This is a genomic window from Bacillus sp. PK6-013, from assembly GCF_054161445.1.
Genome location: NZ_CP096417.1, coordinates 811,665 through 827,262, shown reverse-complemented (window position 1 = coordinate 827,262; position 15,598 = coordinate 811,665). Strand labels below are relative to the sequence as shown.

Genomic DNA, 15,598 nt, shown 5'->3' with positions numbered 1-15,598 from the left:
TTATGATTCATTTAACAACACATTTTTTCGAATTCGGGACAAAAGAATGAAACCTCACCTTCAGCTGATGCGTTTTAAAACAATAAAAAAACCTGTCCAAAGACAGGCCCAAATTTAACCTTTTAAAACTTTCACACAAGCCGCTGTTTTATTTTGAATTTCTGTAAAAAAGGCAGTTTGATACGCTGACCGGCCGGATTGAGTGGCCGCTACAAGCACATCGCTGCACGGAATATGGTGCTCGGCTGCGGCATTTGCTGCAGCACTTATCGCCGTTACAAATTGACCATCTTGCAAACAGCCGTCAACTAACACCCATATGATCAAACGCCCCGCCGTATCTTTCATACCGACGATGCAAAGATCACCCTTTTCCGACACAATATGACAGTCAGCCAATTCAGCATCATGTTGGATAAACAGCGTTTCCTGTTCATAGGCTGACAGGTCATGCGGCAATCCAGAGTTGTTTCCGCTTGCGAAGACAAGCTTTCGTCTCCATGCAAAGCCTGTTTCAGAGGACAGAAGACGCAGCGGGCGGTCTGCCGAAAATGCGATGCCATGCGGCAAATATTGTTCAATCCGCTCTTTTAAAAAGAGGGGCTCGGTTTTCTCCGGGATGGTTTTCGCCTTGATCGTAAACTGCGGATTTGCACGCTGAGGATGGTCCAGCGCTGTGATGCCCGTATCATACACTCTTCCGATACCCTCGGCAGAAAGGGCGGCTTCCGGGCGGTCAAGAACTTCCGCCTTTCCATCTTTCAACAACAGCAGGCGGTCACAGTATAAACTCGCAATATTCACATCATGAAACACCCCGACCACTGCGAGTTTGGATGCAGCCGTTTCTTGTTTCATTAAATCAAGCAGACTCTTTTGAAATGACAAATCGAGAAAACTCGTCGGTTCATCAAGCAGCAAATATTCGGGTTCCTGGGCAAGTGCCTGTGCTAAATACACCCGCTGCTGCTCTCCGCCGCTCAGCTCATGAATGGATTTTTGAGCGAAACGAAGCGTGTCTGTCTGCTTCATCACCCTCTTCACGATATCATGGTCTTCCGCTGTCAGCTGCCGAAAAAGGCCTGATTGATACGCGTAGCGGCCAAACTGTACCGTTTCCTCCACCGTAAAGGAAAAGGCCTGCTCCGTTTTTTGAGGAAGGACCGCCATTTTGCGAGCGAGCTCTTTCGTTTGGTACGCCCCGACTGAACGGCATTCAAGCAGCACCTCGCCGCTTCGAGGCGCGATTGTTCCCGACAACATTTTCAGCAAAGTAGTTTTTCCGCTGCCGTTCGGACCAAGAATTCCTAAAAATTCACCCGGCTTTACAGCAAAGCTGATGTCCTGTAAGACATCCGTTTTTCCGTAGCCGCCGGACACACGGATGACATCAATCATGAATTCGCCCTCCCCGGTAGCGCCGAATCAAAATAAACCCGAAAACAGGCGCTCCTATCAGTGCGGTAATAATACCGATCGGCAGCTCGGACGGCTCAATGATGGTTCTCGACAAAAGATCTGACAGCACAAGGAACGAAGCACCGTTCAGCATCGAGAGCGGCAGAAGATGACGGTGATCCGTAATAGAGAAAAGCCGGATAAAATGCGGAATGACGAGACCGACAAAGCCAATGGTTCCAGACACAGCAACCGCACTGCCAGTTAAAATAGCTCCCGCCAACAGAACGACATACTTACTTCGCTTCACATTCACACCGAGGAGCCTCGCTTTTTCCTCGCCATAAGTCATCACATTCAGTTCTCTCCCGCTGATCAAAAGCGCGGCAGCACCAACCGCAAAAAAGGGCAGAAACAGCGCGATATAACCCCAGCCTCTCATCGATACACTGCCGAGCAGCCAGTGGACGATCGGTTTTAAATCATCGCCGGTCAATGCGATCATGAGAGAAATAAGCGCACCCAAAAAAGAACTGAAGATGATTCCTGTCAAAATCAAAGCAGACAGGGTCAATGAAGGGTGTACGAGCCGCGCAAAGAACAAAACCAAAAAAATCACGACAACGGCCGCGGCAACGCTTAAAAACGGCAGTGTAAAACTTCCGATCACCGGCAGCTGAATCCCAAAAAACAGCGTGACCACTGCACCGACGGCCGCGCCTGACGAAATGCCGAGCGTATACGGATCTGCGAGCGGGTTTTTCAAGAGCCCCTGAAACCCGGCTCCCGCAGCAGCAAGCCCCGCGCCGACAAGAGCGGCCAGCACCACCCTCGGCAGTCTGATTTTCATGATGATGTTCGCCTCTGTCGGATCGGGATTTAACCCTTGAATACCAAACCATTCGTTCAAAAAAACCTTGATAATAGAAGGAATGGGAATCTCCAAAGATCCGATAGAGATTCCTATAAGAACAGATGCCGACAGAAACATCAGGCTGAAGGCATATGCCGCGAAGCGGTTATTTTTTAAAAACGTCAGGGTAAATATGTTCAGCAAGCTCTTCGACCCCTTTGATCAATCGCGGCCCCGGACGGGTCACGAGGTCAGGGTCCACGTCGTATACTTCGTTATTTTTGACCGCTTTTACACCGTTCCAGCCGCTTCGTTTTTTAATTTCGCTGACTGCGGATTTACCGTTTGTCGTCACGATCGCATCGGGATTCAGCTTGACGATCGCTTCTTCCGTTATTTTGGTCCAGCCTTTCTGCGCGGAAGCGGCATTTTCCGCATGGATCGCTTCAAGCATTTCATCCATAAAGGTGCCTTTTCCGGTCGTATAAATGTCCGGAGCCGGAGACACTTCGACAAATACTTTCTTTTGATCGTCTTTAGATATGCCGGCAGCTTTTTCTTTTATGTCAGCCAGGTCAGATTTCATGCCCTTGATCAGGCTTGCCGCTTGATCCTCTGCACCGGCAGCTTTTCCGATCATTTCGATGGACTGGTACGCCTCTTTAAAAGAGGCCGCATCATTCACGGTCATCACCGTAATTCCTGCATCCTCCAGCTGCTTTAGCCCTTCTTTGGCACTCTGCATGCTCGATGCGTGGGCCAAGACCAAGTCGGGATTTAACGAAATGATTTTTTCTGTGTTGAATTCCATGCCCCCGATTTTTTCAACGTTTTTCACTTCTTTTGGATATGTATCAAAATCCGTCACGCCGACGACTTTCTTCCCCAGGCCAAGGGCGTATGTAATTTCGGTATTGCTCGGCATCAGAGAGACGATTTTCTTCGGTTCTTTTTCAATTTTGACCTCTTGTCCTGAAGCATCTTTTATGGTGACCGGAAACGCTTCAGCCGCCTTCTCCTGTTTTTGCTGTTCTGCCGGCTTTTGCGCTTGACCGCAGCCGCTAAGAACGCCGGCGGCCAACAGCAGTGACAGCAATAAAAGCCCTAACTTCTTCATTCTGCTTCCTCCTCGGGATAAAATAAAAACATCTCTACTCAGTAAAGATGCAGTAAACCAGGAACGTACAAAAAAAGAGCACATCGCTTATACCGCATCTGTCTTCGCAGATAACGCGGTCATCATCCAGGCGGTTATTCCGGCTTGCGGTTGATCGCTCCCGGCCCGCCGAACTGCTCGCGGGGGGCTCTCTCGCCGGCTCCCCTATTAGCCGCTTCTGGGCAGCGCCTTTCTGACTCATTCGTGTCCTAATTTCGGAATTATTATACTATAATCGACACAGGTCTGTATATGAGATTCTGAAAAGGAGATTTTCAACTGAAAAAACGTTGTTTTTGCTAAAGTATTTACGATATATTGCATATAGAGAAAGGGTGGTTTTATGCCGATACCGAAAAACTATACGCCGCAGGTCAGACTTTCAGCAAAGGAAAAAGCGTTTCATCAATTGCAGCGCTGGATTGTCGACGGAACCCTTGAACCCGGCGAAAAAGTCACGGACGTCGATCTGGCCGAAGCGCTCGGCGTCAGCCGCACACCGGTTAGAGAAGCGCTTCAGCTCCTCGAATCTCAAGGCTTTGTGGAAATGAAGCCGGGAAAAGAAACAAAGATCACGCTTATTCATCCCGATGATGCGCTGGCCGTCTATCCCCCGCTCGCACATCTTCAGGCTCTGGCGGCAGAACTGGCCGCTCCGCTTTTGACTGAAGAAGAGATCGCCGAGCTCAAAAAACTCGCGGCTCAATACGAAACCGCTTTTAAAGAGGAGCGGAACCACGATGCAGCTGAACTGGACGAACAGTTCCACCATTTGATTACAGAAGCGGCTAAAAACCCGTATGTTCTTCAGTTTTCCGCCGTTCTGCAGCTTCATGTCAGACGGATGAAGTATGTGTTTTTCAATCGGCCGTCTGCTCCGAAACTGCAGTCTGCCGCCGAGCATTGGGAAATCATCGCCGCTTTTGAAAAAAACGATCCGAAATTGGCGGCTGAAGTGATGAAAAAGAATTGGCTCCGTCCGATGGAAGATATTCATAAGATTTTAAAAGACAAGGAACAATAAAACGACAAGCACGATTTTCGACCGAGGTATCCAGCTGCGATATACTGTTCATTAGATGTTTTTTCATCTTAACTCTTAAAACAAGGATTGATGGCATATGGATTTACAGCTGAAAGACAAACTCGTACTCGTGACAGGTTCTACTGCAGGTATTGGAAAAGCAACGGCGGAAGCCTTTTTGGCGGAAGGGGCCGAAGTCATCGTGAACGGACGGACAGAAGAAAAAGTCCAGTCAGTCGTTGAGGAACTTTCCCGGCACGGAAACGTTCACGGCATTGCCGCTGATTTATCCGATCCTGAAGAAAGCATGGCATTGGTCGAAAAAACCGCTAAAATCGGGGAGCTTGATGTCCTCGTCAATAATATGGGCTTCTTTGAAGTGAAGGATTTCACAGAGGTGACAGACGAAGAGTGGCTCAAATATTTTGAAGTAAACGTTTTAAGCGCAGTCAGACTTTGCCGCGCGTTTCTGCCGGCCATGCTGAAGCGTAATAAGGGAAGGATTCTCAATTTGGCAAGCGAAGCCGGCATCAAACCGCTTCCGCAGATGATCCCTTATTCAATGACGAAAACCGCTCTGATCAGTTTATCAAGAGGTTTGGCCGAAATGACGAAAGGGACAAATGTGACGGTCAACTCCGTCCTTCCGGGACCTACCTGGACGGAAGGCGTCGCCAATTATATGGAGGGTGCCGCAGCTCAGGAGAAAACCGATTTAGACACTTTTGTCAAAGACTATTTCAAAGTGAATGAGCCGACTTCTTTGATTCAGCGCTATGCAAAACCGGAAGAAGTGGCAAGTACGATCGTCTATCTCGCTTCCGAAAGAGCTGCGGCCATCAACGGTTCCGCTCAAAGAGTGGAAGGCGGAATTATCCGCTCCATTTAACAGAAATCCTCTGCCGATCGGCAGAGGATTTTTTCCTTTTGGGTTAAGATCTCTTCTCCAGACCTCCCGTCAGCCTTTCGCGGTCATCCGGCTCAAAACCGTTAAGCCGCTTTAAACATGATGCCCGCCAATTTGCCGACAGTTCCTCCACCTCGAGAAGTTTTTTGATGCCCTCAATATTGTTCTTTTCATGATGCTTGATGCGATTTGCGTAAGAAATCGTGATGCCTTTAGGGTGGCGTGAGATTCGTTTCAGACCACGATCCTTACAGACGAACCCTTCTTTCAGCACGCGAAAGTAAAAACCCGTAAATCCGGTGTCCTGTACCTTCAGTATCATATCGGGCATACCGTACCTTACGGTTAGTTTATAGCAAGGCTGCCTTGGCTGGCTCACCTGTACAACAGCTTCACCCAGCTGAAAGATATCGCCGATATGAACGTCATCCTCCAGCAGACCCTTGATCGTTAAATTTTCGCCAAATGCTCCGTATTCCAGCTTTCTTTGCAGTTCCTTTTCCCAAAAGAGATAATGTTCATACGGATAGACACACACTGCTTTTTCCGCGCCACCATGATGAACGAGATCCCCCTGCCCGTCCCCCGCAAAATTAGTAGATGACAGGAAGATAGGGCCGCTTGCCGGCTTCTTGTATATTCCGGTAGACACAGCTTTATTTTGAAACTGAATTGCCTCTGGCTTCCCTACATTGATCGAAAGGATATCGGCATATTCCATTCATATCACCTCTTACATTCAAATGTCCTGCAGACGGCAGCGGCCGAACAGCAACGCTGCACATCTCTTTTGAGATTTAAGTATAATCGACCTCTTATCATAAAACCATTCAATCGTTATTATAAAAACAATAGGTTAAACCTATCGTTGAGTTTCGTCTGTTTTTTATAATGGAGAGGAGGATAAAGCATTGGAGCTAAAGCAATTGGAATATTTCATGGCATTGTGCCGGGAGCTTCATTTTACCCGTGCCGCCGAAAAACTGAATATCGCTCAGCCCTCGCTGAGCCAGCAAATCCGTTTGCTTGAACATGAAATCGGAACGCCTTTGTTTAACCGTTCAGGCAAACGCACCGTAATGACGGAAGCGGGAAAGATTCTGCTTCAGCACTGTTACAATATCTTTCATGAACTGTCACAGGCGCAAGACGCAATCAGCGAGCTCCAAGGTTTAAAGAGGGGAACGCTAAAAATCGGGGCGCTGTTGACCGTGGTTAATTATTTGCTTCCCCGGACCGTGATCGAATTTCACCGCAGCTACCCCAATATTGAATTGTCTGTTTTAGGGCTGAGAACCGGAGATATTTACGAGCGGCTGCTGCAAAATGAGCTCGACTTGGGCATTGTAGCCCAGCGGGTGGAACACAGTGATCTGGAAACCGTTCCATTCCTTACCCAGCAGCTCGCCCTCGCAGTGCCTATTGACAATCCGGTTGCAAAACGGCAGTTTGTCACACTTGACGTGTTAAGGGAGATTCCATCTATCTTGCTGCCTGAGACGTATTTTTTGCGGCAGCTGATCAACGAAAAGTGCCGCACGTTTGGATTCGAACCTCGGCCAGTCATGGAAATGACAACGATGGAATCGATCATGAACATGGTTGGTAAAGGCATTGGCGCCACCATTTTGCCGAAAGGCTATCTCGATGATATTGGAAATAAATCCATTCAGACGATTCCGATTCAAATGCCGGATTTGACGACGGAAATCAGCATCGTTTACCGTAAAAACAAGCATATATGCGCTGCAAGCCGGGTGTTTATGGAACTGCTGATTTCCTCGGTCAAAAACGAAACCGCTGATGCGCCGCCGCGTTAAAAGAAAGATCCTCTGCATGTCTGCAGAGGATCTCTGTTTAGACTTCGTGTGAATCATAGCGTTTTCCGTTAATATACAGATTCGAAAAAACAGGGTCTTTCACATGTTTCAGTTCCATCGGAATATCGACGCCGTCGATCTCGGAATCAGTCACTTTCAGACCGGTGACTGGAGAATGATCGTACGCCAGCACCCTGATCCCGTATTGTCCGCCCATGCTTTCCAGCTGCTCAACATCAATGTTGCGGACGACGGGCTTGAAATCTCCGGCGTCCCCTTCTTCATATTCCATATCGATGGCGATCACTTCGCGCTTCAAGCTTTTGACCGTATTTTTGTGAAAGTAGATGTTTTCAAGAACACCGCCGCGCACCGAATTCGTTTTAATGCGGAGGGCTCTGTCCAAGTTCGGGCTGTCCATGAGGTTTCCCTCGGCGATGACATTCTTCACGCCGCCGGAAATTTCGCTTCCGATCGTGACCCCTCCATGCCCGTCTTTCATTTCGTTATGTTCAATGACAATGTTCTCCGATGGCATGTTGATCCTTCGGCCGTCGGCGTTTCTTCCCGATTTGACGGCGATGCAGTCATCTCCATTATCAAAATGGCAGCCCTTGATCACCACGTTTTTGCACGATTCCGGGTTGACTCCGTCGGTATTCGGACCGTGTCCGATGACCTTGATTCCGTCCACTGTCACATTCTCGCAAAGCACGGGATGAACTTGCCACATCGGCGAATTCAAAACGGTGACACCTTGAATCAAAATATCTTTGCAGCGATACGGCTGAATGAAGTTCGGCCGCAAATAATGCCCTTTTCCAAACTGCCGCTCAGTGACCGGGACACCGCGCTCAGCCATTTCAAACAAAGCATTTCGGTCTTTTTCCTGTGAAGACTGGCCGTTCGTTCCCCTTTTCCACGGCCACCAATGTTCGTCATCACCTTGGCCGTCAAGCGTGCCCTTTCCGGTTATTGCAATATTTTCGGCTTCGTAAGCATAGATGAGCGGTGAATAATTATAGAGCTCGACGCCTTCGAACCTCGTCAGCACAACGGGGAGATAATCTTCCGGGTTCTGACTGAATTTGATCACCGCTCCTTGTGCAAGATGAAGCTCCACATTGCTTTTCAGTCTGAGTGCACCGGAAAGAAACACGCCTTCAGGAACTGCTACTCTTCCACCGCCTGCTTTGTGGGCTTGATCAATCGCCTTTTGTATCGCTCCCGTCGCATCCTTTTTTCCGCTTCCGTCAGCCCCAAACGCTGTAACATCAAATGATCGATCAGGAAATACCGGAACCTTCAGCGTCTTTAGAATCTCGTCTTTTATTTTCTGCAGACTCACGTTACCGCCCCCTTTACAATGTAACGCCTGTTTTAAATATCGCAAGCTCCCTGAAATCGTTTATCTCATTGTTCAGCTGCCTGCCGCCCGCGACTTCGATCAAATATGCTGTCAACTCTTTCAAAACGTCATCTTCTGACCGGTTTTCGAGCACCCTTCCCGCATTAAAATCGATCCAGTGGCGCTTCGCCTCATAAATCGCTGTATTTGTCGAAATTTTCATCGTCGGCACAAAGGTGCCAAAAGGCGTGCCCCGCCCTGTCGTAAATAAAACGATTTGACACCCTGCAGCGGCCAGTGCGGATGAAGCAACAAGGTCATTTCCCGGAGCGCTCAGCAGGTTCAACCCGTTCTTTTTCAAAACGTCCCCGTATTCCAGAACATCCGTCACCTTTGAAGTGCCGGCTTTTTGCGTACAGCCGAGCGACTTATCCTCCAATGTCGTAATGCCGCCTGCTTTGTTGCCCGGAGACGGGTTTTCATAGACGGGCTGCCTGTGATCGATAAAGTACTGTTTAAAATCGTTGATTAAGCGGACGATTTTATGAAACACTTCCTCATTTTCAGCCCGCTCCATCAAAAGCGTTTCCGCTCCAAACATTTCAGGCACTTCTGTCAAAACCGCCGTTCCCCCTTGGGCGATCAGAAAATCGGAGAGCCGGCCGAGCAGCGGATTTGCGGTAATGCCGGAAAATCCATCAGATCCGCCGCACTTCAAACCGATCTTCAGTTCAGAAAGCGGAACATCTTCACGCCGGTCACCTTTTGCATGCTCATAAATTTCTTTTAACAGTTTGACGCCTTCCGTGACTTCGTCTGATACTTCTTGAGAAAGCAGGAACTTGACCCGGCTGTGATCATAATCGCCGAGCGCTTCGCGGAATTCATGGATGCTGTTGTTTTCACAGCCAAGTCCCAGTACAAGGACACCGCCTGCATTCGGGTGTTTGACGGCATTCGCCAAAATCGTTCTCGTGTTGATATGATCATCGCCAAGCTGTGAACAGCCGTACTGATGCTTTAATACGTGAACGCTTTCAAAAGGGACGATAGAGCCGACCTCAGCTTTAAATTCTTTGATGATCAGCTCTGCAATGCCATTTACACAGCCGACAGTCGGTACGATCCATAGCTCGTTTCTGATTCCCGTTTTTCCGTCTTTTCGTTTAAAGCCTTTAAATGTGAGCGGTTCTTTTTGATAGCGGTTTTCCGTAAATTTCGGCTTGTAGCTGTATTCTTCGACACCGCCCAAATTCGTTTTCACATTTTTTGTATGCACCCACTCCCCCGTCTGAATCATGTCAGTGGCGTGCCCGATCGGAAAGCCGTATTTGATGACGTCTTCATTTTCAGCGATGTCTTTTAAAGCAAACTTATGGCCTTTCAAAATCGTTTCCTTGATCACGATGGTCCGTTCTCCTGCAGTGACCGTTTCACCGGTTTGCAATTCTCTTAACGCAATGCCGACATTATCTTGAGGATTGATCATCAAGCAGTCTTTCATCACATGTCCCCCAGCTCAGCCATTTGGCTGTTCATCATTTTTTTCAGCGCCTTCCTCATTCCCGTTTGTTTCATGTCCCTTAAATATTCAGCCGTCTTGTCCGTCAACCCGGAAACGTCGTTCAGGTTTTGCCCCCATACTTTTTCAAACCCGAGAACATGGAACGCGATGTTTGAAACGTCTGTCTCTTCTGTCCAGAGCCGTTTGAGAAAAGCCAGCACCTCATCGTCGTCAGACAGCGGAATGGCCTCATCTTCCCGTTTTCCTTGGTGAAAATAAATTAAAGCGCTTAAAGCAAATACGGTTCGAGCCGGAAGTTTGCCAGTTCGTTCCGCATATTCCATTAAGACGGGCAAATTTCTGACTTTGAATTTTGCAAAGGAATTTAAGGAAATATCGATCAGCTTGTGACGGATAAACGGGTTTTTAAAGCGGTCGAGAATCTCTTCCACATAGGCGTCAAGCTCACTGCCGGGCATATCGATCGTCTCGAGCACTTCACGCTGAATCAGCTCTTTCACAAATGATCCGATAAGTTCGTCTTCAGCCGCTTCACGAACCGTCTCAAGGCCTGCCAAATAAGCGATCGGCGTCATCGCGGTATGGGCGCCGTTTAAGATTCTCACTTTTCTCACCCGGTACGGCGTCACATCTTTGACAAACTCGACATTCAGACCGGCCTCATGAAGCGGAAGCTCGTCTGGAAGCCATTTCGGCCCTTCAATCACGAACAAATGATACGGCTCCGCCGTCACCATCAGAGAATCGCGATAGCCGGCCGCGTCTTCAAGCCGGTGTGCATTTTCTTGCGGGAATCCAGGTACGATCCTGTCTACAAGCGTATTGCAAAACACATTTGACTCCTCAAGCCAATCGATGAACCCCTGTTCAAGCGCCCATTCGTTCGTATAGCGCAGCACAATGTCTTTCAGTTTTTTCCCGTTATCTTCAAGCAGCTCACACGGGAGGATCACCAGGCCTTTTTCCCTGCTTCCCTGAAAAGTCAGGTAGCGTCTGTATAACAGCGCAGTCAGCTTCCCCGGATAGCTCTTCTGCGGACGGTCGGACAGCCGGTCTTCCTCGATATAAATGATGCCGGCCTCTGTCGTATTTGAAAAGACAAAGCGCAAATCCGGCAGATCGGCCAGCTTCATAAATTCATCATAGTGTTCATAGCTGCTGACGACTCTGCTGATTGTTGTAATGACAGCAGAATCGCGAACCTCCCGTCCTTCCCGGAAGCCTTCAAGATAAAGCGTGTAAAGCCCATCCTGTTCTTGAAAGGCCGTTACTGAGCCGCGGCGCGGAGGCACAACGACGGCGCTACCGTTAAAATCGGTTTCTTCATTCAATCTATGAATCTGCCAGTCAATAAACCCCCTCATAAAGTTACCTTCCCCGATTTGCAAAATCCGTTCGGGACGGCTCGGCTTAGACCTTATCCGTTTGGACAGCCTCTCCATTTCAATTCCCTCCTCATTTTTGCACACGTTCACATTTTACAGCGCATCAAAAATGATGCTATAGATGCTTAACTGAATTGCGAATGATCAGCTCCGTGCCGATGAGCGTCTGCCTGCCTTCTGCCTGCGGATTTTCGATCAGTGACAACAGGCTTTCCGCACCAAGCATGCTGATTTTTTCCGTCGGTTTTTTTACCGTCGTCAATGACGGTGTCGTATACGCCGAAAATCCGCTATCGTCAAAGCCGATGATCGACATATCGTCAGGACAGCGTTTCCCGTTTGCATAAAGGGCGTTCATCGCGCCGATCGCCATATCATCATTGGCGCAAAACAGGGCTGTCGGAGGGTTCTTCAGCTTCAGCAGCGTTTCAGCCGCACGAAAGCCGCTTTGCATCGTATAATCACCTTGAACGAGGTATTCGCCGGGCATGTCAAGATTTGAGTCGCGAAGCGCTCGAAGAAAGCCTCCTTTTCTTTCTTGAGACGATTTAAAACTTTCTTTCCCCTGCACCATGGCGATCCGTCTGTGGCCGTTTTTGATCAAGTATGAAGCAGCGAGGAAAGCGCCCTCGTGTTCATTCGCCAAAATATTGACGACGGAGTGCCCTTCGATTTTTCTGTTCAGCACGACGACCGGAATATTCTGTTTGAGGACGTGCTCAATAAAAGCCTGATCCTGTTCGCTTTGGCTGATTAAAATCATGCCGTCATAGCGGTTGCGGTGAATGGATGACAAATCATGATAATCGTCAATCCCCCTGACAACCATATTATAGTTTTCATCGATCACCTTGTTGACGCCGCGCAGGATGTCTGCAAAGAAACTTGAAGACGTCCCGTCTGTCAGGCTTGTTAAAAACAGACCGATCGTAAAAGACTTTTGCGTAACAAGGCTTTTCGCATTAAAATTCGGTTTATAATTCATTTCGGCTGCGATGTCGAGTATTTTCTTTTTCGTGTTCTCTTTTATCAGCGGACTATTGTTCAGCGCTCTGGATACTGTGGTGTGCGATACATTCGCCAGCCTGGCGATATCTTTAATCGTTACTGACATTGTTTTTTTACCCGCCTTTTCTTGCTGTTGTTACCATCAGTTTACCATATCAAAAGCGCTTTTTAGAAAATGAAATTCCGCTATGGTCTCGCTTCGATTTCCGCGATCATTTCGGCATGCTTCTGATCTGTCAGACGGTACAGGTAGCCGAGAACGAGAATGGCCGCCGTCAGCGCCGCTGCAGGATACAAAAGGAGTATCGCTTTAATGCCGAGCAGCGTCCCCGCTTTTTGGGTCGCATTCGGCACATAGCCGATAATGCTGAGACCGATCCCCGACAGGAAGCCGGAGAGCGACTGAGCCAGCTTTCTCGAAAAGTTAAACAGCGAGTATACCGTTCCTTCTTTCCGTTCCCCTGTTCTCCACTCGCCATAATCGATCGCGTCTGATACAAATGCCCAGGTGATACCGTTCGGAATGCTGATGCCGATAAAGGCGATGCTGGCGAGAATCGTAAAAACAAAGACATTGCCCGGTACGAAAAAATTGATCAGATCCGCACAGACGGAAACCGCGAGCCCCAAAATAGCGGTATGCTTTTTCCCGAACAGCTTCACGAGCTTCGGCAGCATGATGACGCCGATAAAGGATGAGCCGATGATGATAAAGTTCATGTAGGCCATCAGTTCGGCGTTGCCGAGGTTATACTGTGCGAAATAAATCAGCATCGCAGATTTAAGGTTATAGGCTGAAATCGTAAAAATGGTCATGAATATAAGCGTAAGGAGCGGTTTATTCGTAAAAAACGTCTTTGATATTGCTTTGAATGTCACTTTTTCCTGTTTGTACTTCTCATCTTTTACGACAATCCGTTCCTGGCAGTTTCTATAGCAAATGTAGAAAAACAACACACCGAGAAAAGACATCAGCCCCATGACGACCGGGTAGGCAACCGCAGGGTTGTCAAACCTGACGATCATCGGAATGACAACAATGCTCGTCACAAACAGGGCGCCCAGCGAGCCGGCCTGTCGAAAGGAAGCAAGCGAAGTCCGCTCCACCGAATTTTGCGTCATGGCCGCCCCGAGCGAGCCGTAAGGGATGTTGACAAAGGAATAGCCGAGGCCCCAAAGCATGTATGACGCATAAGCGTATATGAGTTTGCCCGTCGGTGACAGATTCGGCGAGATGAAGGTCAATATCGTCAAAATCGCGAGCACAAAGCTTCCGTATAGCAAATACGGCCTGAATTTGCCTTTCGGCCCGATATTCTTCCTGTAGTCGATCGATGTTCCCACAATCGGATCGACAAAAGCGGCAAAAAGTTTGCTCACAAGAAAAATGCCTCCGGCCGCTGCCGCCGGAATACCGGCAACATCCGTAAAAAACTTCAAAAGATAGAGCTGTCCAAGGTCAAACATAAATCCGTTCCCAAAATCTCCAAAACCGTAAGAAACCTTTTCTTTTAAACTTAATTTCTCTTGAGTAGCGGCGACTGTTTCGGTTTGTTTGTTCGTCGATATTTCCATGAAAAAGCAGCTCCTCTGCTAGCCATTTTGTGATTCTAAGCTTTCAAACGATCTTTCACTTCAAACTGGAAATAGTGTTTTGCATTTTCGTAGCAGATCCCTTTGACGATCCGTCCCAGAAGCTCGATATCATCCGGCGCTTCTCCTTTTTCAACCCATGTGCCGATGACATCGCAGAGCAGGCGCCTGAAATATTCATGTCTTGTGTAGGAAAGAAAGCTGCGCGAATCAGTCAGCATACCGATAAAACGGCTCAATAGTCCGATGTTGGCGAGCGATTTCATTTGTTCGAGCATGCCGTCTTTCGTATCGTTGAACCACCAGGCGGTGCCATGCTGGATTTTCCCCGGTATCCGGCCGTCCTGGAAGCTTCCGCAAAGGCTTGAAATCACGACGTTGTCTCGCGGATTTAAAGAATACAAGATCGTTTTTGGCAGCGCGTCTTTTCGGTCAAGAGAATCGAGAAAGCTGCACAAAGGCTTTGCGATGTCCTGATCATTAATCGCATCATATCCCGTATCAGGCCCGAGCTTCCGGTACATTTTGCTGCTGTTGTTTCGGAGGGCGTTAATGTGAAGCTGCATCGCCCAGCCCTTCTCCGCATAGCATGTTCCCAAATAGTGCAGGGTAAAGGATTTAAATTTGCACTCTTCCTCAGGCGATGCGGCTTCTCCGTTCATCACCTTTGCAAAAATCGGACGCACTTCGCTTTCATCTGTTTCCGTGTACATCATTTGATTGATGGCATGATCCGATATCCGTCCGCCTAGTTCATGGAAAAAGTCAATTCTGTTTTTAAGCGCTTTCAAAAAATCGTCATAATTTCCTATCTTCATAGCGCTTGCTGCTTCAAGCTTGCTCACCCAGGCGGCAAAGCCTTCTTGATTGATTTCCAGCGCCTTGTCTGGCCTAAATCCGGGTAAAACGCTTACATAAAAGTCTTCATCTTTCAGCTTCATATGATATTCAAGACTGTCTGCCGGATCATCTGTCGTGACAACCGTTTCAACGTTTGATTTTTCAATCAAGTCTCTGGCGCCGAACCCTTCTCCGGTCAACTGTTCGTTCACCCGCTCCCAAATATGCGGCGCGCTCTTTTCATCAAGCCGTTCATCGATGCCGAAAAACCTTCTCAGTTCCAAATGGGTCCAATGATAAAGCGGGTTTCCGATCGTCATCGGAACCGTTCTTGCCCAGGCGCTGAATTTCTCTTCGTCTGACGCATCTCCTGTAATAAACTCTTCGGATATTCCATTGGCCCGCATTGCTCTCCACTTGTAATGATCCCCGTACAGCCATACTTCGGTCAGGTTTTTAAACGTTTTGTTTTCGTAAATTTCCTTTGGGTTCAAGTGGCAGTGGTAGTCGATGATCGGCATCCCTTTAGCATACTGGTGGTACAACACTTTCGACGTTTCATTCGTTAAAAGAAAATCGTCATTCAAAAACGGCTTCATAAAATCCCCACCTTTCCTTATTTAATGTTAACGTGAACATTTCTTTTTGCAATACAATGTGAACGTTAACATTTAATCTTATTTTATACGAACCTCGCCTTCTTTTCCATTATTTTCTCAACATAAAAGAAGCCTAAAGGCA

At 48.0% G+C, this 15,598-nt stretch carries 13 protein-coding genes; 3 read left to right on the top strand and 10 right to left on the bottom strand.

All coding sequences use genetic code 11. The features are described 5' to 3' along the window. Positions 1-114: 114 nt before the first annotated feature. Genes M1E03_RS04060 through M1E03_RS04050 form a run of 3 tightly spaced genes read right to left on the bottom strand, consistent with a single transcriptional unit; the run spans position 115 to position 3,368 of the window. Entirely contained in the window at positions 115-1,398 is a 1,284-nt protein-coding gene (locus tag M1E03_RS04060; RefSeq protein WP_020452909.1) for an ABC transporter ATP-binding protein, read from the bottom strand. Then, a complete protein-coding gene (locus tag M1E03_RS04055) occupies positions 1,391-2,455 on the bottom strand; it encodes a FecCD family ABC transporter permease (protein WP_458110693.1) in 1,065 nt (354 codons plus the stop codon). Before M1E03_RS04055 ends, M1E03_RS04060 begins: the two co-directional genes overlap by 8 nt. After that, positions 2,418-3,368, bottom strand: coding sequence for an ABC transporter substrate-binding protein (locus M1E03_RS04050; RefSeq protein ID WP_458110692.1), 951 nt, complete (start codon positions 3,366-3,368; stop codon positions 2,418-2,420). Before M1E03_RS04050 ends, M1E03_RS04055 begins: the two co-directional genes overlap by 38 nt. Before the next feature lie 382 nt (positions 3,369-3,750). Between M1E03_RS04050 and M1E03_RS04045 the strand changes: the two genes are divergently transcribed. Then, positions 3,751-4,431: a GntR family transcriptional regulator gene (locus M1E03_RS04045; RefSeq protein WP_026580098.1), complete on the top strand. Its 681-nt coding sequence runs from the start codon at positions 3,751-3,753 to the stop codon at positions 4,429-4,431. A gap of 97 nt (positions 4,432-4,528) precedes the next feature. Further along, positions 4,529-5,320: an SDR family NAD(P)-dependent oxidoreductase gene (locus tag M1E03_RS04040; protein WP_195258452.1), complete on the top strand. Its 792-nt coding sequence runs from the start codon at positions 4,529-4,531 to the stop codon at positions 5,318-5,320. 43 nt (positions 5,321-5,363) lie between these two features. Here M1E03_RS04040 and M1E03_RS04035 read toward each other — a convergent pair whose 3' ends face one another. Beyond that, complete coding sequence (locus M1E03_RS04035) at positions 5,364-6,059, bottom strand: MOSC domain-containing protein (protein ID WP_025809872.1); 696 nt, start codon at positions 6,057-6,059, stop codon at positions 5,364-5,366. Positions 6,060-6,249: 190 nt separating this feature from the next. Here M1E03_RS04035 and M1E03_RS04030 point away from each other — a divergent pair, with 190 nt between their 5' ends. After that, complete coding sequence (locus M1E03_RS04030; protein ID WP_043054465.1) at positions 6,250-7,158, top strand: LysR family transcriptional regulator; 909 nt, start codon at positions 6,250-6,252, stop codon at positions 7,156-7,158. Between the two features lie 37 nt (positions 7,159-7,195). Here M1E03_RS04030 and M1E03_RS04025 read toward each other — a convergent pair whose 3' ends face one another. The 6 genes from M1E03_RS04025 to uxaC all read right to left on the bottom strand — a co-directional run bounded on the left by M1E03_RS04025 (position 7,196) and on the right by uxaC (position 15,456). Beyond that, positions 7,196-8,506 (bottom strand): glycoside hydrolase family 28 protein, encoded by a 1,311-nt coding sequence (locus M1E03_RS04025; protein WP_023856253.1) that lies wholly within the window; start codon positions 8,504-8,506, stop codon positions 7,196-7,198. 13 nt (positions 8,507-8,519) lie between these two features. Next, on the bottom strand, positions 8,520-10,010 hold the full coding sequence (locus tag M1E03_RS04020) for a UxaA family hydrolase (RefSeq protein WP_095292250.1): 1,491 nt from the start codon (positions 10,008-10,010) through the stop codon (positions 8,520-8,522). After that, a complete protein-coding gene (locus tag M1E03_RS04015) occupies positions 10,010-11,473 on the bottom strand; it encodes a tagaturonate reductase (RefSeq protein ID WP_458110691.1) in 1,464 nt (487 codons plus the stop codon). The genes M1E03_RS04020 and M1E03_RS04015 overlap by 1 nt, the downstream gene beginning before the upstream one ends. A 58-nt stretch (positions 11,474-11,531) precedes the next feature. Further along, positions 11,532-12,530, bottom strand: a complete 999-nt coding sequence (locus M1E03_RS04010) for a LacI family DNA-binding transcriptional regulator (protein ID WP_020452919.1) — start codon at positions 12,528-12,530, stop codon at positions 11,532-11,534. A gap of 80 nt (positions 12,531-12,610) precedes the next feature. After that, positions 12,611-13,999 carry a glycoside-pentoside-hexuronide (GPH):cation symporter gene (locus M1E03_RS04005; protein WP_079289215.1) on the bottom strand — a complete coding sequence of 463 codons (1,389 nt, stop codon included), beginning with the start codon at positions 13,997-13,999 and terminating at the stop codon, positions 12,611-12,613. Between the two features lie 35 nt (positions 14,000-14,034). Next, positions 14,035-15,456 (bottom strand): glucuronate isomerase, encoded by a 1,422-nt coding sequence (gene uxaC / locus M1E03_RS04000; RefSeq protein ID WP_458110690.1) that lies wholly within the window; start codon positions 15,454-15,456, stop codon positions 14,035-14,037. Between the last annotated feature and the right edge of the window lie 142 nt (positions 15,457-15,598).